This window comes from Stenotrophomonas sp. CFBP 13718 (assembly GCF_014842145.1).
In the GTDB taxonomy this organism is placed as follows: domain Bacteria; phylum Pseudomonadota; class Gammaproteobacteria; order Xanthomonadales; family Xanthomonadaceae; genus Stenotrophomonas.
The window spans coordinates 631,190-652,550 of the sequence record NZ_JACYVC010000001.1; the positions used below are offsets into that span (position 1 = coordinate 631,190).

The 21,361-nt window shown below is 63.5% G+C and carries 17 protein-coding genes and 2 tRNA genes; 3 read left to right on the forward strand and 16 right to left on the reverse strand.

Features of this window, described 5'->3' with window-relative positions; genetic code table 11:
- Positions 1–13: 13 nt before the first annotated feature.
- Complete coding sequence (locus IFT58_RS02870; RefSeq protein ID WP_249405564.1) at positions 14–331, forward strand: hypothetical protein; 318 nt, start codon at positions 14–16, stop codon at positions 329–331.
- Positions 332–357: 26 nt separating this feature from the next.
- Here the strand turns inward: IFT58_RS02870 and IFT58_RS02875 are convergent, their stop codons facing one another.
- The 3 genes from IFT58_RS02875 to uvrB all read right to left on the reverse strand — a co-directional run bounded on the left by IFT58_RS02875 (position 358) and on the right by uvrB (position 3,876).
- Entirely contained in the window at positions 358–1,290 is a 933-nt protein-coding gene (locus tag IFT58_RS02875) for a hypothetical protein (protein WP_197974523.1), read from the reverse strand.
- A gap of 311 nt (positions 1,291–1,601) precedes the next feature.
- Positions 1,602–1,676 (reverse strand) — tRNA-Val (locus IFT58_RS02880).
- Between the two features lie 163 nt (positions 1,677–1,839).
- On the reverse strand, positions 1,840–3,876 hold the full coding sequence (uvrB, locus tag IFT58_RS02885) for an excinuclease ABC subunit UvrB (protein ID WP_188324467.1): 2,037 nt from the start codon (positions 3,874–3,876) through the stop codon (positions 1,840–1,842).
- A 154-nt stretch (positions 3,877–4,030) separates the two neighbouring features.
- Here uvrB and IFT58_RS02890 point away from each other — a divergent pair, with 154 nt between their 5' ends.
- Positions 4,031–4,591, forward strand: coding sequence for a GspH/FimT family pseudopilin (locus IFT58_RS02890; protein ID WP_192080735.1), 561 nt, complete (start codon positions 4,031–4,033; stop codon positions 4,589–4,591).
- A gap of 36 nt (positions 4,592–4,627) precedes the next feature.
- On the opposite strand, the gene IFT58_RS02895 is transcribed toward IFT58_RS02890, so the two are convergent.
- The 11 genes from IFT58_RS02895 to grxD all read right to left on the reverse strand — a co-directional run bounded on the left by IFT58_RS02895 (position 4,628) and on the right by grxD (position 18,910).
- A tRNA-Asn gene (locus tag IFT58_RS02895) sits at positions 4,628–4,704 on the reverse strand.
- A gap of 54 nt (positions 4,705–4,758) precedes the next feature.
- Positions 4,759–5,196 (reverse strand): type IV pilin protein, encoded by a 438-nt coding sequence (locus IFT58_RS02900; protein ID WP_274602793.1) that lies wholly within the window; start codon positions 5,194–5,196, stop codon positions 4,759–4,761.
- A complete protein-coding gene (locus tag IFT58_RS02905) occupies positions 5,193–9,878 on the reverse strand; it encodes a PilC/PilY family type IV pilus protein (protein ID WP_197974524.1) in 4,686 nt (1,561 codons plus the stop codon). The genes IFT58_RS02900 and IFT58_RS02905 overlap by 4 nt, the downstream gene beginning before the upstream one ends.
- Positions 9,875–10,360: a PilX N-terminal domain-containing pilus assembly protein gene (locus IFT58_RS02910; protein ID WP_192080475.1), complete on the reverse strand. Its 486-nt coding sequence runs from the start codon at positions 10,358–10,360 to the stop codon at positions 9,875–9,877. Before IFT58_RS02910 ends, IFT58_RS02905 begins: the two co-directional genes overlap by 4 nt.
- A 7-nt stretch (positions 10,361–10,367) precedes the next feature.
- Entirely contained in the window at positions 10,368–11,525 is a 1,158-nt protein-coding gene (locus tag IFT58_RS02915) for a PilW family protein (protein WP_192093922.1), read from the reverse strand.
- 32 nt (positions 11,526–11,557) lie between these two features.
- On the reverse strand, positions 11,558–12,019 hold the full coding sequence (gene pilV, locus IFT58_RS02920) for a type IV pilus modification protein PilV (protein ID WP_188324470.1): 462 nt from the start codon (positions 12,017–12,019) through the stop codon (positions 11,558–11,560).
- The gene (locus tag IFT58_RS02925) at positions 12,016–12,534 is read right to left on the reverse strand and encodes a Tfp pilus assembly protein FimT/FimU (protein ID WP_188324471.1); all 519 of its coding nucleotides are present in this window, start codon (positions 12,532–12,534) and stop codon (positions 12,016–12,018) included. The genes pilV and IFT58_RS02925 overlap by 4 nt, the downstream gene beginning before the upstream one ends.
- Before the next feature lie 214 nt (positions 12,535–12,748).
- Positions 12,749–14,140 carry a nucleotide 5'-monophosphate nucleosidase PpnN gene (ppnN, locus tag IFT58_RS02930; protein ID WP_188324472.1) on the reverse strand — a complete coding sequence of 464 codons (1,392 nt, stop codon included), beginning with the start codon at positions 14,138–14,140 and terminating at the stop codon, positions 12,749–12,751.
- 245 nt (positions 14,141–14,385) lie between these two features.
- Positions 14,386–17,601: a TonB-dependent receptor gene (locus IFT58_RS02935; RefSeq protein WP_249405565.1), complete on the reverse strand. Its 3,216-nt coding sequence runs from the start codon at positions 17,599–17,601 to the stop codon at positions 14,386–14,388.
- Positions 17,602–17,846: 245 nt separating this feature from the next.
- Positions 17,847–18,593, reverse strand: a complete 747-nt coding sequence (locus IFT58_RS02940; RefSeq protein WP_188324473.1) for an SDR family NAD(P)-dependent oxidoreductase — start codon at positions 18,591–18,593, stop codon at positions 17,847–17,849.
- Positions 18,590–18,910, reverse strand: a complete 321-nt coding sequence (gene grxD / locus IFT58_RS02945) for a Grx4 family monothiol glutaredoxin (protein ID WP_188324474.1) — start codon at positions 18,908–18,910, stop codon at positions 18,590–18,592. The genes IFT58_RS02940 and grxD overlap by 4 nt, the downstream gene beginning before the upstream one ends.
- A 121-nt stretch (positions 18,911–19,031) precedes the next feature.
- Here grxD and IFT58_RS02950 point away from each other — a divergent pair, with 121 nt between their 5' ends.
- Positions 19,032–19,613, forward strand: a complete 582-nt coding sequence (locus IFT58_RS02950) for a Fe-Mn family superoxide dismutase (RefSeq protein ID WP_192080471.1) — start codon at positions 19,032–19,034, stop codon at positions 19,611–19,613.
- 93 nt (positions 19,614–19,706) lie between these two features.
- Here the strand turns inward: IFT58_RS02950 and IFT58_RS02955 are convergent, their stop codons facing one another.
- Together IFT58_RS02955 and purE are read right to left on the reverse strand one after the other, a co-directional pair.
- Complete coding sequence (locus IFT58_RS02955; RefSeq protein ID WP_192093835.1) at positions 19,707–20,855, reverse strand: 5-(carboxyamino)imidazole ribonucleotide synthase; 1,149 nt, start codon at positions 20,853–20,855, stop codon at positions 19,707–19,709.
- Entirely contained in the window at positions 20,852–21,355 is a 504-nt protein-coding gene (purE, locus tag IFT58_RS02960; protein ID WP_188324477.1) for a 5-(carboxyamino)imidazole ribonucleotide mutase, read from the reverse strand. Before purE ends, IFT58_RS02955 begins: the two co-directional genes overlap by 4 nt.
- Between the last annotated feature and the right edge of the window lie 6 nt (positions 21,356–21,361).

Here is a 21,361-nt window from a genome sequence, read left to right on the forward strand (position 1 = left end):
GCCGAACGACGCCATGGATGCCTCCCCCTCCCCGGCCAGCCCTGCGCCCGCCCTGCTCTCCCCTCCTCACGATCCGCGGGTCGTGCTGATGGCTCCGGACTTGGACAGCGCCGAACGCGCGTACCTGGGCCTGCTGCCGGATCGCGACCACGTGGATGCGCTTGCCCGCCATGCCATCAGCCATGCGCGCAACACACCCGGTAGCGGCTATGCGTTGTCGCTGACGCTGGTCGGCATGCGCCTGCAGGAATTCAAGATGGGCGAAGCGTGCGCGACAACCTGCCGGCAGGATTCACTGCACAGCTTGCGCCAGGCGTTTGCTGCGGAGTGAGGGGGAGAGCCCAAGCACCAGGGGCGTTATCGCCCTTCGGTAGGCGGCCGCATACCGGGAAAAGATATCTGCGTCGCTGCGCGCCGATGCTCGATGACTCTGACCACCTCGTAGTCAGTCTTAGCACCCGATGGGGTCTGCCACTGAGTCACCTTGACCTCGCAGATCAACACGTCGCCCTTGGTGAATGAGGTCTCGTTGGCGTTGACGCCTGCAAGAAACTTCGCATCGGAGATCTTCGCATTGATGGTCGAGTTCCCATCCGACAGCCGCCACTTGTTTTCCTCCTTGAACGCGAGGGAGACGATCGAAAAGGCCATCTTCCTGCTGTCCTCGATGATCAGCTCGTCCTGCCCCGCTGGGGCGGAAAAATAGGGGCGCTCGTCTTCTCTGATCACGACACCAAATGCAGCTTCATCGCCCGCAGCGAAGGTATCGATCCCCTCTCTGTCCAAGGGTCCAAGCACCCGATCGAAGGCCTGACGTACGGCAAGATCGCGCAACAGAACCAGAACCTGGTATTCCACTTCCTGCTCGTCGTCGTCGGCGACGATGGTGACGTTCCCATCGGCCATCAACTGTACGTTGGTGATACGCCTGCCGCGCAACCATTTGAGAACCTGCGCCACGCCGTTGTAGCCGAGCTTCGCGGTCAACCCGAGTGCCGTTAGAACCGCCGTCGCATTCGCAATGGCCGTCATCCCATCGCCTGAGAAAATATCCTTCGCCGCTTTCAGGAAGTTGATCGCCGTCGTGAAGTCGACATTGAAACTGCCCGTCTTGAACGACCCCTTTACGTTGATCTGCGCCTTCGCACGCTCACCGTGCAGCGCGCGCACACTCGAATCCAAGAGGTCCGCCATCGCCATGAGCGCGGGTGCGAGCTCTCTGGCATCCATCTCGTGAGTGGCCAGTGCAGGGCCATCGTAGGTAATGCGAAACTGCGTCATGTCACCCATGTTACGCCCGTCTTTTCTCATGCGCATGGTCGTGCATGCACGTCGATCCTATCGCCGCCAAGCGGGTAGACAAAGCGTTAACGCAAGCGGGCGCTGTGGATGATCGGTATCCGTCATCTCGTTCACGCTTATCGCAAAACGGTTCGAAAAAAAGAGGATCGAATCCGACTTTGACGGTCAGTCCACTGGTAGAAGTTTGGTGAGGGCCAACTTGAGCTTCGTGACCTGCTTGGGGTCACTGTGGGGATCACGTTGCGTGACCCGTGAATCTGCTCTTTCCACTTCAAGCCTTGCTGCATCTGGCTTGGAAGTGGTGGGCGGTACAGGGTTCGAACCTGTGACCCCTACCATGTCAAGGTAGTGCTCTACCGCTGAGCTAACCGCCCGTTTGTTGCGTCCTGACCCGTTGCGATTGCGTCGGGGCAGGCCGCGTATATTACGGAGGAGACCGGGGTTGTGCAACACTTTTGTGAAGAATCTTCGAAAGAGAGGATTGCGTGCGCTTTCGGGGATTCCGCCGAGCGTGGCTCGGCGCTACGCGTGCCCGCTTCAGGCCAGGCTGGCTTCTTTCAGGCGCTTGATGAGATCGCGCACGCGGCCGGCCTCCTCGAACTCCAGGTCCTTGGCGTGCTGGTACATCCGCTGTTCCAGTGCCTTCATCCGCGTTGCCACCTGGGATGGCGACAGCGTGGCGTAATCGGCCCCCTCTTCTGCCAGTTCCACCGCACCGATCTTGCCGGCCTTGCCTTTCCCCTTCCGCGATCCCTTGTCGTAGGGGTCAGAGCGCGCGCCCTCCAGCACGTCCACGATCGGGCGGGCGACTGACTTGGGCACGATGCCGTGCTCTTCGTTGTACTCGACCTGCTTGGCCCGGCGCCGGTCGGTCTCATCGATTGCCGCCTGCATCGACCGCGTCATCCGGTCCGCATACAGGATCGCCTTGCCGCGCACGTTGCGTGCTGCGCGGCCGATGGTCTGGATCAGCGACCCGGTTGAACGCAGGAAACCTTCCTTGTCCGCATCCAGGATCGCCACCAACGACACCTCCGGCATGTCCAGGCCTTCGCGCAGCAGGTTGATGCCCACCAGCACGTCGAACTTGCCCAGCCGCAGGTCGCGGATGATCTCCACCCGCTCCACGGTCTCGATGTCCGAATGCAGGTAACGCACGCGGATGCCGTGCTCGCTCAGGTACTCGGTGAGGTTCTCGGCCATGCGTTTGGTCAGGGTGGTAACCAGCACGCGGTCGCCCATCTTGATCCGCTCGTTGGCCTCGCTCATCAGGTCGTCCACCTGCGTGCCGACCGGGCGGATTTCCACGATCGGATCGATCAGGCCGGTCGGGCGCACCACCAGCTCCGCCATGTCCTCGCCTGCTTCGCGGTATTCATACGGACCGGGCGTGGCCGACACGTAGATCGCACGCGGGCAACGCTGTTCCCATTCCTCGAAACGCAGCGGCCGATTGTCCAGCGCCGAAGGCAGGCGGAAGCCGAATTCGACCAGCGTCTCCTTGCGCGAACGGTCGCCCTTGTACATCGCGCCGATCTGCGGAATCGTCACGTGCGATTCGTCGATCACCAGCAGCGCGTCCGGCGGCAGGTAATCAAACAGGGTCGGCGGCGGCGAGCCGGCAGGCTTGCCGGTCAGGTGACGCGAGTAGTTTTCGATGCCGTTGCAGAACCCGACCTCGGCCATCATCTCGATGTCGAACTGGGTGCGCTGCGCCAGTCGCTGCGCTTCCACCAGCTTGTTCTCTGCGTACAACTGGTCCAGCCGTTCCTTCAGCTCTACCTTGATCGTCTCCACAGCGCCCAGCACCCGTTCGCGCGTGGTGGCGTAGTGGGTCTTCGGGTACACGGTAAAGCGCATCATGTTGCGCAGTGTTTCGCCGGTCAGCGGGTCGAACAGCGTGATCTTTTCCACTTCACCATCGAACAGCTCGATGCGCAGGGCCTCGCTGTCCGACTCGGCCGGGAACACGTCGATCACCTCGCCGCGCACGCGGAACGTACCGCGATGCAGCTCGTACTCGTTGCGCGTGTACTGCAACTGGGTCAGGTGGTTGATCAGGTCGCGCTGGTCGATCCGCTCGCCCTTGGACAGGATCAAGCGCAGCGACAGGTAGTCTTCGGGCGCACCGAGGCCGTAGATGGCCGACACGGTCGCCACCACCAGCGCATCCGGGCGCGACAGCAGGGTCTTGGTCGCGGCCAGGCGCATCTGCTCGATGTGCTCGTTGATCGAACTGTCCTTCTCGATGAAGGTGTCCGACGAGGGCACGTAGGCCTCGGGCTGGTAGTAGTCGTAGTAGCTGACGAAGTACTCCACCGCGTTGTGCGGGAAGAACGCCTTGAATTCACCGTACAACTGCGCGGCCAGCGTCTTGTTCGGCGCCATGATCAGCGTCGGCTTCTGGATGCGGTCGATGACGTTGGCGATGGTGTACGTCTTGCCCGAGCCGGTCACGCCCAGCAGGGTCTGCTTGGCCACGCCGGCTTCGAAGTTGCTGGTCAGCTTCTCGATCGCGTTCGGCTGGTCGCCAGCCGGCGAATACGGCGATACGAGTTGGAAACGGTCGCTCATGGGGCTGCCGGGTCAGGGGGGGACCAGTATAGCGGGGGGGTTGGTGACGGCCGGTTGAGGGGATGCCGGAGGCCTTCGGCCCGGGTCAGCCGACGGCCTGTGCCGCGCAGGGGGGCGATGCTGGGCCCAGCCCCACCCCAACCGGAGACCTCCGATGCCCCGGCCCCGACGCACCGCAGGATCAGCCTCCGGACTCACGCTGCTGGAAATGCTGATCGTTGTCGCCCTGTTGGCGATCAGTTGTTTCCTTGCAGTACCCGGGTTCATCACGCTGCTGGAAAACCAACGTGCCGACGCCCTGCGCATGCAGTTGATGTCCGTGCTGGCCAGCGCACGCAACACCGCGATCACGCGCCGACGTTATGTCGAAGTGTGCCCCAGCAGCGACGGGGTGACCTGCGGAGCGCAATGGGCGCACGGCTGGCTGCTGTATGTCGTCGAATCATCTAAAACGCCACGGCGCCAGCCCAGCGTGCCGATCCTGCTGGTGGAGCAGCGTCCGCGCAGTGCCCTGCAGGTCCATCACGACAACTCGCGTCCTGCGTTCAGATTCAGGCCGGACGGAAGAAGCGCCGGACTCAACCAGACACTGAGTATCTGCGTTGGGGACCGCACTACCAGCAAGATCGTCGTCAGCATCCCCGGGCGCTTGCGCGGCCATCGGGTGCGTACACGCTGGCCCCTGCCGTGCGGCATGAAGGAGCCAAAAGAATAGCAAAAAGCCGCGATTTCTCGCGGCTTTTCGTGAAACTGGCGCCCGAAGTTGGACTCGAACCAACGACCCCCTGATTAACAGTCAAGTGCTCTAACCGGCTGAGCTATTCGGGCGGGGAGCGCATTCTAGCCAACATCGCGGGAGCAGTGCAACCCCCTGAACAAGGCCTACCAGCAACCTTCCACCGTGGCGTTGTTCGGCGTTTTCCGCCCCGCCTGGTCCAACGTAAGCGTGCCGCACTTGTCCTTGTCCTGGCCGGTGCCCGGTACAGCCTGCAGCTTGAAGGCCGATGCACTGGGGTTGCCGCTGTAAGACAGTGTGTAACGCGAGGTCCCATCCCGGGGAGACTGGGTAATCGGCAGCGTCAGTCCCGCGTACGTGTTCTGCACGGTGTGATGGCGCTCCAACTGCTGCGCCAGCTCCACCAGGTCGGCTTTTGCCTGGGCGCGGCGCGATTTACGCACATGGTCGTTGTAGGACGGAAAAGCAACTGCCGCCAGGATCGCGATCACCGCCACCACGATCATCAGTTCAATCAGGGTGAAGCCCACGGCGTGCCTGCCAAGGGAACGTCTGTTTCCATTTCGCATCGTCACTGTCCTCATCGGATCTGCCGCCATGACTGTCTGCCACAGGGACGCGGCATGTAAAGACCGTCCGCGCCCGGCGCACGCAGCACGAAGGTGCACTTCTCACGATTGATGCGTTCATCCACGCTGCAGCCCGGATCTCCAGGCTTGCAACCCGTGAGCGCTGCCGGTGGCGGTGGTACGAAGATACTGGTGTCACGTACCGGCGGCCCCTTGCTCAGATCGCCCCCCTTGGTCAGTGCGATGCCGCCACAGTCACCGGTACACACCGGAGCTCCGCTGCGATCCGGGCTCAGTCCCGACATGGACCCTGCGCCGGTCAGCAGGTTCAGACCGTAAAGCCAATTGACACCGCCGCCGCTACCGCAGATCGACGTACCGGGCACATAAGCCGTAAAGAAGACGATGCCGTTCTGGATATTGGGATTACCCACAAAGCGCTCGCCCTCCACGGACGTGCCCACCATCAGATCGACATACCAGCCCCGTTTCGTCGTGTAGCTCACTGCGTTACGGCTGACAGTACGGACGGCGTAACCGCTGCTATTGGCTGCCGAGCCAATGGTCTGTGCCACCAGTTGGCTGCGTCCCGTCACCGACGTCTTCAGATCATCCCATATGCCATACAGCGACTGCACCGGCGATGCAGAACTGACCTGATTGTCATCCGCAGCAAAGTACTGGCCGGTACCGAAGAACAGGCTGACACCCCCACCGGGGCCACTGCTCACTTCGATACCGCCGGTGATGGGCTGCTTCGCATTGTCGCGCACCGCCGAGAACAGTGGCTTGCCACTCAACGCAATGCTCCAGTTCTCAGGGTTGGCATCGGAGAGATCGTACTTCCACAGATTTCCCTGCATGTCTCCGCCGTAGACGGTGTCGGTGATGCCATCGCTGTTCTTCAACGCCACTGGGGCGATGTTGATCAATCCATTGCGCCCGGTGTAAGCCGCCTCTGACGAGGTCAAGCGCTTCAGCACCTTGCCGGTCGCAATATCGACGGCGAAGAGCACTGCCCTGCCGCTGGTGGAATTGACCCCGTTTCCGAACAATGCAACGAAGCGCGGAGGGCCGCCGGATGTTGCTGCGGTGACGGGCACCACGACCGGCTTGCCGAGCACGAAGCCCATGTCCGATTCCGTCTTGCCGGAGACTTCCCACAGCACACTGGACGCATCGAACCCAGTCGGGTTGGTGACGTTGAGGCCGAATACCGACCCATTGCCGATGGTCGCCGCATTGGGCGCCTTGCTCGAACCACCGCCACCGGTGCTGCCCACCAGCACCGTGCGCCATGCATTACCGTAGTAAACGTCAGCCGATGTCAGCGAACCATCTACGTAATAGCGGTGCCCGTAGGCCGGGTTCGCCAATTCGGCAATGTGTTGCAGCGAAGCGGATGGGATGAACGCAAGTTCTTCGTTACCCGCAGCACTGCCCGTAGACGCATTGAACCCGTGCAGCATGCCGTCGTTCGCACCGACATACACCATCGTCGGAGCGCCACCCGTGCCGCGTTTGGTGGTCAGGTACGTCGCGTAGGCTGCCCCCATGGTTCGCTTCCATGAGGTCGTGCTCTGTGACCAGGAAGCGTAGCCATAATCGTCCCGGTTGGACACGATCTCGGTCGAGGAATTGACGATGTCGCCAAGCGGCGATGTCCGTGTCCGCAGGCCACTGATTGGCGTGCCCCGCAGATACGAGACCAGGTTGTCCACGCTGCGCGAGCCGAACCAACTCGGGATCGAACTGCTGAAGCCCATCGCCGAGAGTTTTGCTGGGCGATCAGCACCGGGGACATTGGTCGAAGTGAACTCTGCCGCAGCGACCGCCTTGACCTCGCCCGCCGTGCTCGTGCTGGTCGGCGCCGTGGCCATGTAGATGCGCCGGGTGGAGCCGGAAATTCGGCTGGACGCGCGCCACAGCTCCGCACCATCGGTTCCGTCGGACGTGACCGCGGTGCCTACGACGTCGCCGGTCCAATCATTTGAGCCTTCCGGCACCTTGAAGTTGGAGCTGACCGTGAAGGATCCCGTGGTGATACGGGCACCGCTGCCGCTTCCGCCAACAGGCGCATCGCCCGCAGCAGCACTATCGAAGATCGCTTCGAGCGCCTCCTTCAACTTGGTCGGATTACGGGCCAGGAAGTAGTTGTCCGGCACGCCCGCCTTCTTGCTGTCCCATTTCTTGCCACCCGCCGGCACACCGTACTTGGCCGCATACCACAGTGGGCTTTCAAGCTGTTCGGCTGCGCCTGTAGACAACTTGTACTTGATGACTACCGGCTTGTCCCATGTGCTGGGAAAATTATTGTTGGACGTCAGCACCGAGTCATTCTGGTTGCCCGGGCGCAGCGCGAGTCGCTGCACCGTGTTGGGCGAATTGGAGCCGGTGATGGTGTAGCCCGACAGCATCGCGTTGCCGGCATACGCGGACAGGTTCTCGATGCGGATCATGACTTCGTCCGCCGCAACCGTGCCGCGCACTGTACTGCCGACGTTGTTGTTGTCTCCGTTGCAGACCGCCGTATTGGTGTTGGCCGCGCTGTAGCTCTTTGCTGCACGCGAGTCTGCACGCCAGCAGATGTTGTTGTGGCCGGTTGCCTCACCGCAGCTGGCGCCAACGCAGTAGCTCAGCATCGCCACGACGTCGTTGTCGTGGTCATTGCCCCAGAGAGAATCCTCCCACACCAGCGAGAAGCTGCCCGCAGTGCCGTCAGCCTTGTAGGGTCGCCCGTACACGTTCGCCTGCGACGTCGTGGACACCTTGGTGCCGATTCCGACCGCGCCGAGGAAGCAGCTGCGCCAGCCATTGGAGGCTGCCGTCGCATTGCCGCCGTTGTTGGCTTGGCACAGAGGCGAAATGCCGATCTTGCCGCCGCCAACATTGATCTCGAACTTGGGCAGGTTCTCGGCCATGGCCACCGTATAGGTGGTCGCGGTCACCTTGTAGCCCGCTGGCTTGTTCTGCACCCCGGGGCGCAGATCCGTCTCGGCCGCCGCCTTCGCCAGCCCGGCCAGCATGTAGCTGCCCTCCATCGAGGGGATGTCCGGGCAGATGCCGCGCATGTCGCTGAGCTTGCCGACCGTTCGGCCCTGGCAGATATCCTCGTGGGTGTTCAGCGATGCGTAGCGCGGCGTCGCCGTATTGCGGCCGGCCATGAAGGACTTGCCGACAACGCCCTCTGCCGTGCCGACCGCATCGGTGGCCGCCGTTGCCGCAGCGAGGTTGGCGACGGAGCCGATATTGTCACTGTCGAACGACGGCAGGCCCGAAGACATCACCAGGATGTTGCAGGTCGCGCAATACGAGTTGCCGCCGCTTGCCGGCTGACGGTAGGGATCGGCCCATTTCACGCCGGTCGGCAGCCCAGCCAGATCACCGAGATCGCCGTACAACGGCGTACCTGCGGTAACGTAACGTAACGCCTCGGCGTACATCTCAGCCAACGGGTTACCCCAGGCACTGCACTTCTGGCCCCCGGTGCCTGGATCGGTCAAGTTGCCGTTGCCGTTCTGGTCCTGTCGATTCAGGATGCCGTAGGTGTTGCAGTCGTTCCAGTTGCTGCTGCCATTCCACTGGTTGATCTTGAAGGTGGAGATCGTGTTGATCACCCCCTCTGCCGCCGCCGTCGCACCGGCCTTGAGGTAGCAGAACTGACCGGTCGACAGATCGATTTCATCGCCAGCTGCGCAGAACGTGCTCGCGTTTCCGGCGATCTTGCCGATGTTGCGACGCAGGGTTCCGCCATCACGTGGATTGACGTAGGTACCGGTGACCAGGCCGAAGCGCAGTCGACCACTCTCACCATACGTCTGCAGCACGCCGCTCGGCTTGTACCGATCAGTATTGCCATCGTTGTACTTGCGGCAGTTGCTCTCACGGATCGCATTCGCGCTCGAATCGCATACTTCCACGCGAACAGCATAGGTCGTCGCGCTGCGCGGAACGTCGGATGACCCTTCGCCCGAGCGGCCCACGCCGCACTGGTAGCCCGCCGTGGACGCCCACTCCGACCAGTTGCCCGCCGCCACCAGCATCAGCGGGGGATTGGTCGCGGTGCCGGCACCCAGCGTCGCATTGCAGAAGGACTGCGTGCCCGTCAGCGGCGCGAAGTTGCCGATGTCCGATCCGCTGTAGACCTTCACCCAGGAGTGAAGGTCATTGGGAATCTGTGCCCGCTCGATGACCGTCTTGGTCAGCGTATCGGTTGACCGCTGGCCGCCGTACAGAACGCCGCGCATGACGTCCAGGCGGCTCATCGCGATCCAGTTCAGGAAGTTGCCGGACCAGCGTCCCGAACAGGTATGGCCATTGGTGCCACCCGCGTTGCCCGTCGCTTTGAAGACGCCATCGTTGCCAGTGGCGCTGGGCGCATAGCAGAGCTTCGGATCGAAATAGCCGCCGTACTCGAAGGTATCCAGATACGTGGTATCCAGCGTACCGTCTTCATTGAGATCGCTGTAGTCGCTGTAGGCCGCGTTGAACAGCTGCTCGTCGCGCGACATCACCATCATCATCAGCGGCGGCTGCGTCTGCTTGCTGTACAGCGGTTCCTGGGCGACGTCGTAGTCACCGACAGCCGCGCGCAGCGGCACCACCAGCGCGGCAATACCCGCAAGCAAGGCCAGCCCCAGCCCGATGCGGGCAATGCGGGAGGGAGAAAAACCGGGGAAGCGACGGTCACTGTTCATGGGATGAAGATCGTGTCGATGACGGCGCTGGCCGCGGCATTGGTCGGGTCGTCACTGGCCAGGGCCGTGACCTGATAGATGTTGCCGGTCTCTTCGCTCTGTCGCGTACCCACGCGGCGACTGGAGGCCGCAAAGCATTTGTCGATCCGACGGGTATAACTGGACGTGGTGGCGGTGACGCCGTTTGACCAGGTCAGCGGGTCGTAGCTCGGGCTGCACTCTTCCTGGGTAGCGACGAAGACTTCGCCACCGGCGATCTTCGTTTCGATGTTCTGTTCCATCCCGCGTGCGTCGGCCTCCGCGTTCTGGAACGCCTGGTTGGTGCGCAGGTAGTTGGCCGACATGCGCTCCTGCATGCCCGTTACCTGCATGCCGGCAATACCGATCAGCGCCAACAGGATCAACATGATGAGCGCGACATACAGCACGGCACCGCGCTGTTGACGGGGCGGCGGACCAAAGCGATACGGGGAAGCGGGCATGGAAACCTCAGTTGCCGTACAGGCGGTTACGCAAGGCGATGGTTGTCTGGTAGACCGAACGCATCCGTCCATCATTCGGCGCGGTGTATGTCACACCCAGCGAGGTCAGAGCAGCGGCGTCGCCCGTGGTCCGTTTCGCAGCCGCCGGGTCCGGACTGGACACCAGCAGACCCAGCTGCACGGCGCCGACGCGTCGCCACGCCTGAGCCTTGTCGGTCAGTGACGCTTCGACGTCCAGCGCGGTCCCTTGACGATCAATGAAGCCCGTCGGCGCTGTTGCGTCGAGCTGACGATCCTGTCCGTATAGCAACTGCATGTTCTCAACACCTTCGACCAAGGCTTCAGGCGCCTGGGCCGCCAGTCCACCGCCCGGCTTTGCGGTGAAGCGCACCCGGTAGAGCTGTGCCTGCTTCGACGTGGCATCGTAGCCGACGTAGAAAACAACGCTCTCCGCGCGATACAGGCTGGCCTGACCGGTGGTGTACAGACTGCTGAAAACGGAGGTGTTGTTCGGCGCGGTGTCGAACGTCACGCTGCCACCGTTATCGACGGCACTGGCCTGGAAGACGGTGGCAGATAGACAGTCAGCCACCCCGAAAAGACCGGGCTCGGAGACGCCGCTCTGCAGCACCGCGAGTCGTGACGCCTCGAAATTGAAGATGGGTTTGGCCGGCGTACCCGCGATCAGACTGACCGGCACGCCTTCAGGCATCAGGTAGCGCAAGGCGACGATGTCGCTGCCATTGACCCGGTTGGTCAATGCCGCCGCGTACTGCGTAGGCAACGCGGGGCTGTATGCCGTGCCTCCGGTCGCGGGCGTTGCGGGCAGGGTCAGGGTTTTGCCAGGACCGGTGTCGGTGGCTTCATAGCCCTGGATGGACCTGCTGAAGTCCAGCGCCGGGTGCGTGGTGGCCAGGGTGGAGTTCAGTGATGCGGGTGTCTGCAGGCCGTGTGCCTGGTCGTTGACGCAGCCGAAGTGACCGGCCATGCGCAGCTCGCGCTGAAGGGAATCCATCGCAAACCGGCTGTTCTCCTGCACGCGGGCCAGGCCTTCGGACAACTGGTAGGCCGAGCGCGATGCGGCGAATACCTGGATCACGGCAAGCATCACGACCAGGCCAATGACCATGGCGATCATCAGCTCGACCAACGACACGCCTGCCATGCGGGAAGGCAACGAACGGGTACATGAAGGGCTCACAGACGCGTCCTCGCCGTAAATGTCGTATCGGCGGCACTTTCATTCCAGCGCTCGTCACCCCAGGTCACGTTCACCGTTACGACCCCGTTGTTGCTGGCCACCGTCGCTGTCGCGTTTTCACCCAGCGCCTTACCGAGACGACACTTCCAGTCACTCATGAAGCTGTCCTTGCTGATGTCCTTGCCCGTGGGAGGATTGCAGTTGGTCGTGGTGGCGGTGTAACTGCCGACGAACGTGTCGGCAGCCACCCGGTTGATCCGGATCTGATCGAGCAGTTCGTAACTGAGATTGGTTGCCTGGGTCCGGTAGTTCGCGCTTTGGACGTAACGCACATTCATCGTCTGCAGAAGCGCGAAGCCGAGCAGACCGAAGCCCAGGATCAGGATGGCGATCATGACCTCGATCAGGCTGAAGCCGCCCGCCTGGCGTCGTCCGCCACTGCAATTCCGAGGGCTCATGCGCATGCCTCCTTGTGAAGCCGAACTTGGCCTGTAGCCGAGATGGTGAGGCGCCGCTGGACCGGCTGGCCAGCGCACTCCTGCGGCCTCAGCGTGATGTCTTTCGCTGCATTGGCACGGCTGCGGCCGCGGCCATCGAAGGAGAACGAAAGGTCCTGATCACTCACGCCCGTCAGCGTGGGGCGGCCCTCCGAGAAACGAAGGATCGGCTCGCCGGCATCGAAGCTGCCATTGCGGTTGGTATCGCCCCAGACCATCCAGCCACCGGCCCAGCTCGTGCCATTGCACGACGCGCCTGCAGTGGACGCGCAGATTCCGGCACCGCGGGTGTTCTTCACCGCCTCGGAGCGGGCCAGCGCCATCGAAGCAATCAGCTCGTTGGCCGTAGTCGCCATGCGGTTGGAACGGAGGGTCGATTGAAAGCTCGGGAAAGCAATCGCGGCCATGATCGCCATCACTGAGATCGTGACCATCAATTCCAGCAGCGTGAAGCCCTTGATGCGGCGTAAAGACATGGAACGCTCCCCAGCGTGATGGCTGCACGATGGGCCCCGTGCCTGCCGCGCGCAAGCGGCGGCAGGACGAACGGTCATTCCGGGCGATGGGCGTCAAAAGATCGGCACCACGGGCCCCTGGTCGCGCCGAGCCACGCTCGGCGAGCGCAGCGGCAACCTCCGCAGGGCCGGAACCCATCCGCATCACGGACGGGATCCGCCCCCTACCCTGCCCTCAGGTCACGACCTGGTAGCAGGGCTTGTACTCACCGGAGATCTTCATCCGGCGCTGGTCGACGAACGCTCGCAGCAGCGCGTCCAGCGCCTGCATCATGTCGGCGTCGCCATGGATCTGGAACGGGCCGAACTCTTCGATGCGGCGCATGCCGTCTTCCTTCACGTTGCCGGCAACGATGCCGGAGAACGCGCGCCGCAGGTCGGCCGCCAGCGCATGCGGGGCCCGGCCGTGGTGCAGGTCCAGGCCGGCCATCGCCTCGTGCGTGGGCACGAAGGGCTGCTGGTAGTCCCACGGGATCTCGATGGACCAGTTGAAGAAGAACGAATCCTTCTGTGCCAGGCGGTGCTCACGCACCTGCTTGATGCCGGCCGACATGCGCCGTGCCACCGCCGATGGGTCGCCGATGATGATTTCGTAGCGCTCCGCCGCCGCATCGCCCAGGGTCAGGCGGATGAAGCGATCGATCTGCTCGAAATACGGCGCGGCCATCGCCGGGCCGGTCAGGATCAGCGGGAACGGCAGATCCTTGTTTTCCTCACGCAGCAGGATGCCCAGCAGGTACAGGATCTCTTCGGCCGTGCCGACGCCGCCGGCAAACACAATGATGCCGTGGCCGATGCGGACGAAGGCTTCCAGCCGCTTTTCGATATCCGGCATAATCACCAGATGGTTGACGATCGGATTCGGCGACTCGGCGGCGATGATGCCCGGCTCGGTCAGGCCGATGTAACGCGTCACGCTGCGGCGCTGCTTGGCGTGGGCGATGGTGGCGCCCTTCATCGGGCCCTTCATCGCGCCCGGGCCGCAGCCGGTGCAGATGTCCAGGCCACGCAGGCCCAGCTCATAGCCGACCTGCTTGGTGTACAGGTACTCGTCGCGGCCGATCGAATGGCCACCCCAGCAGACCACCAGGTTCGGGTCGCCCGGATTGAGGATGCGCGCATTGCGCAGCAGCCCGAATACGGCATTGGTGATGCCATCGGATGATTCCAGCTCGGCCGCGTAGGCCGGGCCCATCTCGATGGCCATGTACGCCAGGTCCCGCACCACGGCGAACAGCAGCTCGGCGACGCCGCGGATGATCTCGCCATCGACGAAGGCCATCGCCGGCGCATTGGCCAGGTCGATGCGCACGCCGCGGTCCTGCTGCGCCACCTGGATATCGAAATCCGGGTACAGATCACGCGCCGCGCGCGGATCGTCCGAGGCGCTGCCACTGGTCAGCACGGCCAGCGCGCAACGGCGCAACAGCTCATGCATGCCACCGATGGAGGCATCGCGCAGGCGCGCCACTTCGGCGCGCGACAGCACATCCAGCCCACCGCGCGGGTAGATCCGCGCGTCCTGCACCGGCAGCGTACGTGCCGGCGTTTCACTCTTCGTGGTCATGTCCAACGTTTCGCTTCCTCAAGGTTTCCGACTTTAGCGCTGCCCCCTTAAAAAGCAAAACGGCCGGGAAACCCGACCGTTGGATAGGCGTCGCCAGCGTCCCCGGAGGTCGCGGCAGCGGCTTTCACCGCATACGTGGGTTGATGCTACGCCTGCGCGGAGGGCTCCACAAGCCCTGCCGCCGACAAAAGAAAACGGCCGGATTGCCCCGGCCGTTCTCCGTTACAGCAGGTACACGCTACCGCTTAGAACTGGTAACGGAAGCCCAGCTGCAGCGACCACTGCGACACACCGGCGTCGAAGCCGTCGGCGTCCTGGTTGGCCACGCTCGGCTTGTCAGCGCCGGTGTAGTTGTAGACGTACTTGTCGTTATAGATGCCCTGCAGGGTGGCAACACGACTGTTGGCGAAGAAGCCGTAGTCGTAGATGTTGCCCCAATCCTTGTTCAGCAGATTGCCCACGTTCTGCACGTCAAGCCAGATTTCCGACTTGTGGCCCTTCATGAAGCCCGGCAGTTGCTGGCTGATACGGATGTCGAAGGTATTGATCCAGCCACTGCGGAACTTGTTCGCCGGGGCCGAGCCACCTGCGTACTTGGCCAGGTCCGGGTTCGCTGCCAGCCAGTCGAAGAAGCTCTTCTCCATGGCCGCATCCGGCGTGAACGTGCCGTTGGCATTGAGCGCGCCGAACAGCACGTCGCCACGATTCGGCACGTAGAACAGGTCGTTACCGTTGCGGCCGTCGCCATTGGCGTCGTTCGCATAGATATAGCTGAACGGACGACCGCTGCGACCTTCATACACCAGGCCGACCTTGGTTTCGTAGTCGCCGAAGAACTTGTGCTTCCAGTTCAGGCTGCCCGAGAAGCGGTCACGGATCTGGTAACGCGAGGTGTTCAGTAGCTCTTCGTTCGCGTTGGTGGCGTACTGGTAACCCCAGCCCGAGCTCGCGGTGGAGCTGGTCAGGCTGCCGACTTCTTCTGCGTCGGTGTAGGTGTAGGCCAGGCTGTAGGACCAATCGCTGTCCGGCGCCCACGGCTTGCTCAGCGACACGGTGAACTGCGAGGTACGGCCCTGGTCGGTGTTGTCGATCAGGTACACGTTGTCGAAGCCAGCGGCGGTGCCGAAGCGGGCGCTGCCGGTGTTCCACGGCAGGCCGACACGGGCCGGGTTGTAGTACAGCGTGCGGCCATCCGGGCCGACCAGGTTGCCACTGCCCAGGTTCAGATGCTGGTAGTACAGGCCATCCTTGACCTTGGTGACCAGCAGCTCGGCCGAGGCGACCAGACCGTTCCACGGCAGCTCGTGATCCAACGCCAGATTGGCCTTGTAGATCGACGGCAGCTTGAAGTCCTGGCCGACGAAGTTGACGTTCTGGCGCGCCGAGCCCGGGGTGGTCGGGACAGGCTGGTTGTTCTTGTCCGCACTGAACGGCAGGGCCGGATTGAAGCCGCCGGTCAGGTTGTACGAGGTGTAGTTGAAGCCGGTGGTGGAATAGCTGTTGCTGATCCACACCTGCGGCGAATCACCCTGGAACAGGCCCACGCCGCCACGCAGCTGCGTCGGACGCTCGCTGTCGAAGGTGTAGTTGAAGCCCAGGCGCGGCTGGATCAGGAACTTGCTTTCGAAGACCTTGCTGTTGTCCAGACCGAAGGTGTTCAGGGCGGCCTGGTTGAACTGCGGCGACGGGCTGGTGTCCGGACGATCGGCGCGCACGCCCATGGTCAGGGTCAGGTTGTTGTTGACGTACCAGGTGTCCTGCACGAACAGCGCGAGGTTGCTGTACTCGTAGTCAGCCGCGATCGAACCCGGCGCGGTCTCCTTGGCCAGGTTGTAGGTCTGCCAACGGCCGGCGGCGAAGTTGTCCAGGCCGTAGAACGTGTAGGTGCCCCACGAGTTGGCGCCGTAGTAGTTGTAGATGTCGTTGGTGTCATACGACGCACCGAACTTCAGGTCGTGGTCGCCCATCGTCAGGGTACCGGCAGCGTAGTAGTTCCACGCCTTGGTCTCCAGGATGTTGTCCTGCGAGTTCACTTCCGTACCCAGGTACAGCGAGTCGCCTTCCGGCGTGGTCAGGTTGCGCGGGAAGTAGATGCGGATGCTCGGCGCGTTGGTCGACACTTCACGCACAGCCGAGTACTCGCGGTACGAGGCCTTCAGTTCGGTCGAGAAGTTATCGCTCCAGTCGCTGAACAGCTGGGCGACGTAGCTTTCGTTGGTCTTGACGTGCTGGTACCAGTACGAGCTCAACGACGCGGTGGACGTCGAGTTCATGCCGTTGATACGCAGCTTGTCCTGCTCCAGCTTGCTGTAGCGGAAGTTGGCGCGGTGGTTGTCGTTGATGTTCCAATCGAGCTTGATTGCGTACTCTTCCAGCTCGGTATCGGCATTGCTTTCGATGCCACCGGCGTCGAAGCCATAGACGTCCTGCGCGATCTGCTGCGCACGCGTCACGTCGGCCATCGAGTAGTTTGCGCCCGCTTTGCCCAGCGCGGTGCCGGACAGATCGGCGCCCGGGGCAGCCTGCTTGAACTTCTCGTAGTTGGCGAAGAAGAACAGCTTGTCCTTGACGATCGGACCACCGACGGTCACGCCGTAGGTCTCTTCCTTGGTGAAGCCCTTGAAGGGCTGACCTTCCGGGTTGTCGCCGAACCAGTCGCCGTCACGATAAGTGCCGTAGACCGAACCGTGCACTTCGTTGGTACCCGACTTGGTCACCGCATTGACGGTGGCGCCGGCGGCAGCGGCGATGCTGACGTCGTAGTTGGACAGGTTGATGTCCAGGGCTTCGATGGCTTCCATCGCGACCGGCTGGCGACGGGTCGGCATGTTGTTGCCTTCCAGGCCGAAGGTGTCGCTTGCCGACACGCCGTCGATGTTGATCGAGTTGAAGCGCGGATTCTGGCCGCCGGCCGAGATCGAACCCGAGGCGCGGTCAATGAAGGTCACGCGCGGGTCAAGGCGCATCAGGTCCTGGATGTTGCCGCCGATCGACGGCGCCATCTCGATCTGTTCCTGACTGATATTGGTGCTCGAGCCCATCTTGGTGGTGCTGAAGACTTCCGAGCCACCGCCCACGGCCATGACCTGGACGGCGTCCAGGTTAGTGGCGGCGAGGTCGCCGGCCAGCGTGGCGTTGATGGTGCCGGTCTGGTTCACGCCCAGATAGACGCCATCCTCAGTCTTGGTGCCTTCACCGGGCTTGGTGATCGAGATCGTGTACGGACCACCCACGCGCAGACCGCGCGCGTTGTAGCGACCAGCCGCATCGGTCGTCGCACGCGAAACGGTGCCGGACTCGGTGTGGGTGATGGTGACTTCTGCGCCTGCAACGGGCGCGCCGGCCGAGGAGACAACCTGACCGCCGACACCGGCAGAGGTGCTCTGGGCAAAGGCGGGGGCGGCGGCGAGCACGGCCATGAGGCCAAGGGTGAGCTTGGACATCCGGAGCGGGTGGTTCATCTAGGGTAGCCTCGATGCGAGTTGGCGATGGCGGAAAAAAAGCGCATCCAGACAGCCTTGCGGGAGGCTGTAAGGACATTTATCTGGGGTTCCCAACCGTGAACGGCAGCTGCCGCAACGGTTAACAATAGATTAACACGGTACGATCTGAATGTGACGGTAGTGCGACAAAAGGCATGTCGACGCAACCCAAACGTGACGTTTTCTTCACTCCCCGTGAAGATACGTACGAATTCCCGCCTTTCTTACCCGTTTACGTCCATGACAAGACCGCGCTGCGTCAAGGCCGAAGGCGACAGCAGGTGCACGGCAGCAGCGGCGGCGACGTCCGGGGCCTGTGCGGCGTCATCCTGGTCCAGCGACCAGGCGCGAGCCCGCAACGCGGTGCGCATCGGCCCGGGCTGCAGGCCGGACACTCTTACCGGGCCACTCTTGAGTTCATCGTGCAGGGTGGCGATCAGCCCTCTAAGGCCATGCTGGGCGGCGCCATATCCGCCCCAATAGGCTGCCCCCACCCGCGCGGGATCATCCACGCAGAACACCACGGCGGCATCCTCGCGCTGACGCAGAAGAGGCAGGCAGGCCTGCACCAGCCACGCCGGTGCGGTCAGGGTGACGTGCAACGAGCGCGCGAAGCTGGCCGGATCGGCCAGTTCAAATGGGGTAAGGCCGGGAAAATCTGCTGCGCATACCAGAATGCCATCCAGGCGACCCAGCTCACTGTGCAGGCGGGCCGCCAGTTCGGCGTAGTCATCCGGACTGGCGCCTTCCAGATCCAGCGGATACAACAGGGGCTCCGGCCCGGCCTGCTGCACCTGCGCATACACTCTATCCAGGCGACGCGGCTTGCGCCCGCACAACACCACCGTCGCACCGGCGCGCGCGCAGGCCACGGCGGCCGTGCTGCCCAGACCGCCGCCAGCCCCGACGACCAGAATCACCCGGCCCTCGAGCGACCCGCCGTCAGCAGCAGGCGAAGGCGCGGCACTCATGCAACCGAGGCTTCTTCGACGATGCGCTTGAGCTCACCGGCCTCGAACAGCTCCATGACGATGTCGCAGCCGCCGATCAGCTCCCCGTGCATGAACAGCTGCGGAAAAGTCGGCAGGTTGGAGAAGCGCGGCAGGTTGGCACGGATCTCGGGCTCTTCGAGCACATTGACGGTACGCAGTGACACGGCACCGGCGGCCATCAGGGCCTGCACGGCGCGGCTGGAGAACCCGCACGTCGGGTATTGCGGGGTACCCTTCATGAACAGCACGAGGGGGTACCGATCAACTTCGGCCTGGATCTGTTGCATCACTGCCACAACCACACTGCCTCCTGGATGGGCGAATCCGACCGCGACGGTCGGCTAGACTTCCCACAGTAGCCACCATTGTAAGCCGATGGAACCGGCCACCGGCATCCCCTTTCCCATCGCAGATCGCATGCCCATAGAACTCACCCCCCTGCCCTACTCCCCCGGCGCCCTGCAGCCGCACCTGTCCGAACGGGCGGTTGCCCTGCAGCACGGGCAGCACCAGCGCGCCTGCGTGGACGCCGTCAACCAGCGGATCATCGGCACCGAATGGGAAGACGCCCCGCTGGAGCGGATCGTCCGTGAAAGCCAGGGTTCGCTGTTCGAGTCGGCCGCCCAGGCCTGGAACCTGCAGTTCCAGTGGCAGTGCCTGCGCCCACGCGGCAGTGGCGACCCGCAAGGGCGGCTGGCCGACCGGGTGAAGCGTCGTTTTGGCGATGTGGCCGGTCTGCGCCATGCGTTCAATGATGCCGCGCTGGGCCTGTTCGGCGCTGGCTGGGCATGGCTGGTGCTGCATCCGGATGGCAGCCTGGCGATCCAGGTGACCCGCAACGCGGGCACGCCATTGACCAGCCACAGCACCCCACTGCTGGGGTGCAACCTGTGGGAACACGCCTATTACCTGGATTACCAGAATGATCGCGCGCGCTACCTGGAGGCCTGGTGGAAAGCGGCGAACTGGGAGTTCGCCAGCGAGCAGATGCCCGACTGAGGTCGGCGACCGATAGCGCCGAGCCACGCTCGGCGAGCGCAGCGGCCAGCGCTGACTACCCGACCTGACGGCCAGCGGCCGTCAGTACCTCGATCAGCGGCGCAGTGTGCGCACGGCAGGTTCCACCTGCGCCTGCCGGCCCAGCGCTTCACCTACCTGCTGCAAGGCGCTTGCGAGCGCACCCGCGTCGTCGTCACGCAGCGTAGCGTGGCCCACCTTGCGCCCGTCGCGTGCCTGCTTGCCATAGTCATGCCAATGACCACTGGCCTGCGCCAGCACCGGCAGCGGGTCGGGCATGGCACCGATCCAGTTCAACATGCACGCGTGGCCCAGCATCCGCGTGTCGCCCAGCGGCAGGCCCAACACGGCGCGCAAGTGGTTCTCGAACTGCGAGGTCTCGCTGCCTTCAATCGTCCAATGGCCGGAGTTGTGCACGCGCGGCGCCATCTCGTTGGCCAGCAGCTCGCCATCGCGGCAGAACAGCTCCAGCGCGAACACACCGACATACTGCAGATGGTCAGCCAGCGTGCGCGCATAACCGATCGCCGCATCGTGCTCGGCTGCGCTCAGCTGCGCGGGCGCGACGCTGGCGGAGAGCACGCCGTCCACATGCCAGTTACCCGTCACGGGATAAGCGCGGAAGCTGCCATCGACAGCGCGCACGGCGACCACGCTCACTTCGCGCTGGAAGGCGACGAAGCCCTCCAGGATCAATCCCGTGCGATCCACCTGTGCGCCCAGCGCGTCCCACGCGGCATCGATATCGGCCTCGCTGCGCAGACGGAACTGTCCCTTGCCGTCATAGCCCAGGCGACGCGTCTTCAAAATGCACGGCAGGCCGAATTCCGCTGCTCTGGCAGCAAGCTCATCACGACTGCGGATATCGGCGAACGGCGGCAGCGGGATGCCCAACTGCTGGAACAGGGTCTTCTCACTGAGGCGGTCCTGCGCGACAGCCAAGGCCGACGGCGGCGGATACACCGGCACGCGTTCGGCCAGCCACTGCGCACTGTCGGCGGGTACGTTCTCGAAATCGAAGGTGATCACATCGACCTTCGCTGCGAACGCCGCCAGCGCATCGCGGTCGTCGAACGCCGCCACGGTCAACGGTGCCAGCGGTCCGCCGCACGCATCAGCGGCAGGATCGAACAGCTGGAAGCGCAGGCCCATCGGCGCGCCGGCCAGGACCATCATGCGGGCCAGCTGGCCGCCGCCCAGGATGCCAACGGTCTTCGTACTCATTGACGCGGATCATCGTGGGCCATGACATCTTCGGTCTGGCGTGCGCGGAAGGCATCCAGCGCCTCGCCGATGGCGGGCTGATCGCTGGCCAGCATCGCTGCGGCGAACAGCGCCGCATTGGACGCACCGGCGTTGCCGATGGCGAAGGTCGCGACCGGGATACCGGCCGGCATCTGCACGATCGACAGCAGTGAATCCATGCCGTTGAGGGCCTTGGACTGCACCGGCACGCCCAGCACCGGCACCGCAGTCTTGGCCGCGATCATGCCCGGCAGGTGCGCCGCGCCACCGGCACCGGCGATGATCGCGCGCAGACCGCGCGGACCGGCCTGTTCGGCATAGTCGAACAACACGTCCGGGGTGCGGTGTGCGGATACGACTTTCACTTCGAACGGAACGCCCAGTGCTTCAAGCTTCTGGGCCGCGTGCTGCATGGTTTCCCAATCGGAGCGGGAGCCCATGACGATGCCGACGAGCGGCGAGGGGTGGTTGGGGGTCATTGGCCG

What these genes read in the sequence shown, in the direction of transcription:
- IFT58_RS02950 (WP_192080471.1), top strand. Translation starts at nt 19,032, where the DNA reads ATGCCCATAGAACTCACCCCCCTGCCCTACTCCCCCGGCGCCCTGCAG.
- IFT58_RS02910 (WP_192080475.1), bottom strand. Translation starts at nt 10,360, where the DNA reads ATGCCCGCTTCCCCGTATCGCTTTGGTCCGCCGCCCCGTCAACAGCGC.
- IFT58_RS02935 (WP_249405565.1), bottom strand. Translation starts at nt 17,601, where the DNA reads ATGAACCACCCGCTCCGGATGTCCAAGCTCACCCTTGGCCTCATGGCC.
- IFT58_RS02955 (WP_192093835.1), bottom strand. Translation starts at nt 20,855, where the DNA reads ATGAGTACGAAGACCGTTGGCATCCTGGGCGGCGGCCAGCTGGCCCGC.
- IFT58_RS02925 (WP_188324471.1), bottom strand. Translation starts at nt 12,534, where the DNA reads ATGTCTTTACGCCGCATCAAGGGCTTCACGCTGCTGGAATTGATGGTC.
- IFT58_RS02915 (WP_192093922.1), bottom strand. Translation starts at nt 11,525, where the DNA reads ATGGCAGGCGTGTCGTTGGTCGAGCTGATGATCGCCATGGTCATTGGC.
- purE (WP_188324477.1), bottom strand. Translation starts at nt 21,355, where the DNA reads ATGACCCCCAACCACCCCTCGCCGCTCGTCGGCATCGTCATGGGCTCC.
- pilV (WP_188324470.1), bottom strand. Translation starts at nt 12,019, where the DNA reads ATGAGCCCTCGGAATTGCAGTGGCGGACGACGCCAGGCGGGCGGCTTC.
- IFT58_RS02900 (WP_274602793.1), bottom strand. Translation starts at nt 5,196, where the DNA reads ATGAGGACAGTGACGATGCGAAATGGAAACAGACGTTCCCTTGGCAGG.
- IFT58_RS02940 (WP_188324473.1), bottom strand. Translation starts at nt 18,593, where the DNA reads ATGAGTGCCGCGCCTTCGCCTGCTGCTGACGGCGGGTCGCTCGAGGGC.
- IFT58_RS02875 (WP_197974523.1), bottom strand. Translation starts at nt 1,290, where the DNA reads ATGGGTGACATGACGCAGTTTCGCATTACCTACGATGGCCCTGCACTG.
- IFT58_RS02905 (WP_197974524.1), bottom strand. Translation starts at nt 9,878, where the DNA reads ATGAACAGTGACCGTCGCTTCCCCGGTTTTTCTCCCTCCCGCATTGCC.
- IFT58_RS02870 (WP_249405564.1), top strand. Translation starts at nt 14, where the DNA reads ATGGATGCCTCCCCCTCCCCGGCCAGCCCTGCGCCCGCCCTGCTCTCC.
- IFT58_RS02890 (WP_192080735.1), top strand. Translation starts at nt 4,031, where the DNA reads ATGCCCCGGCCCCGACGCACCGCAGGATCAGCCTCCGGACTCACGCTG.
- uvrB (WP_188324467.1), bottom strand. Translation starts at nt 3,876, where the DNA reads ATGAGCGACCGTTTCCAACTCGTATCGCCGTATTCGCCGGCTGGCGAC.
- ppnN (WP_188324472.1), bottom strand. Translation starts at nt 14,140, where the DNA reads ATGACCACGAAGAGTGAAACGCCGGCACGTACGCTGCCGGTGCAGGAC.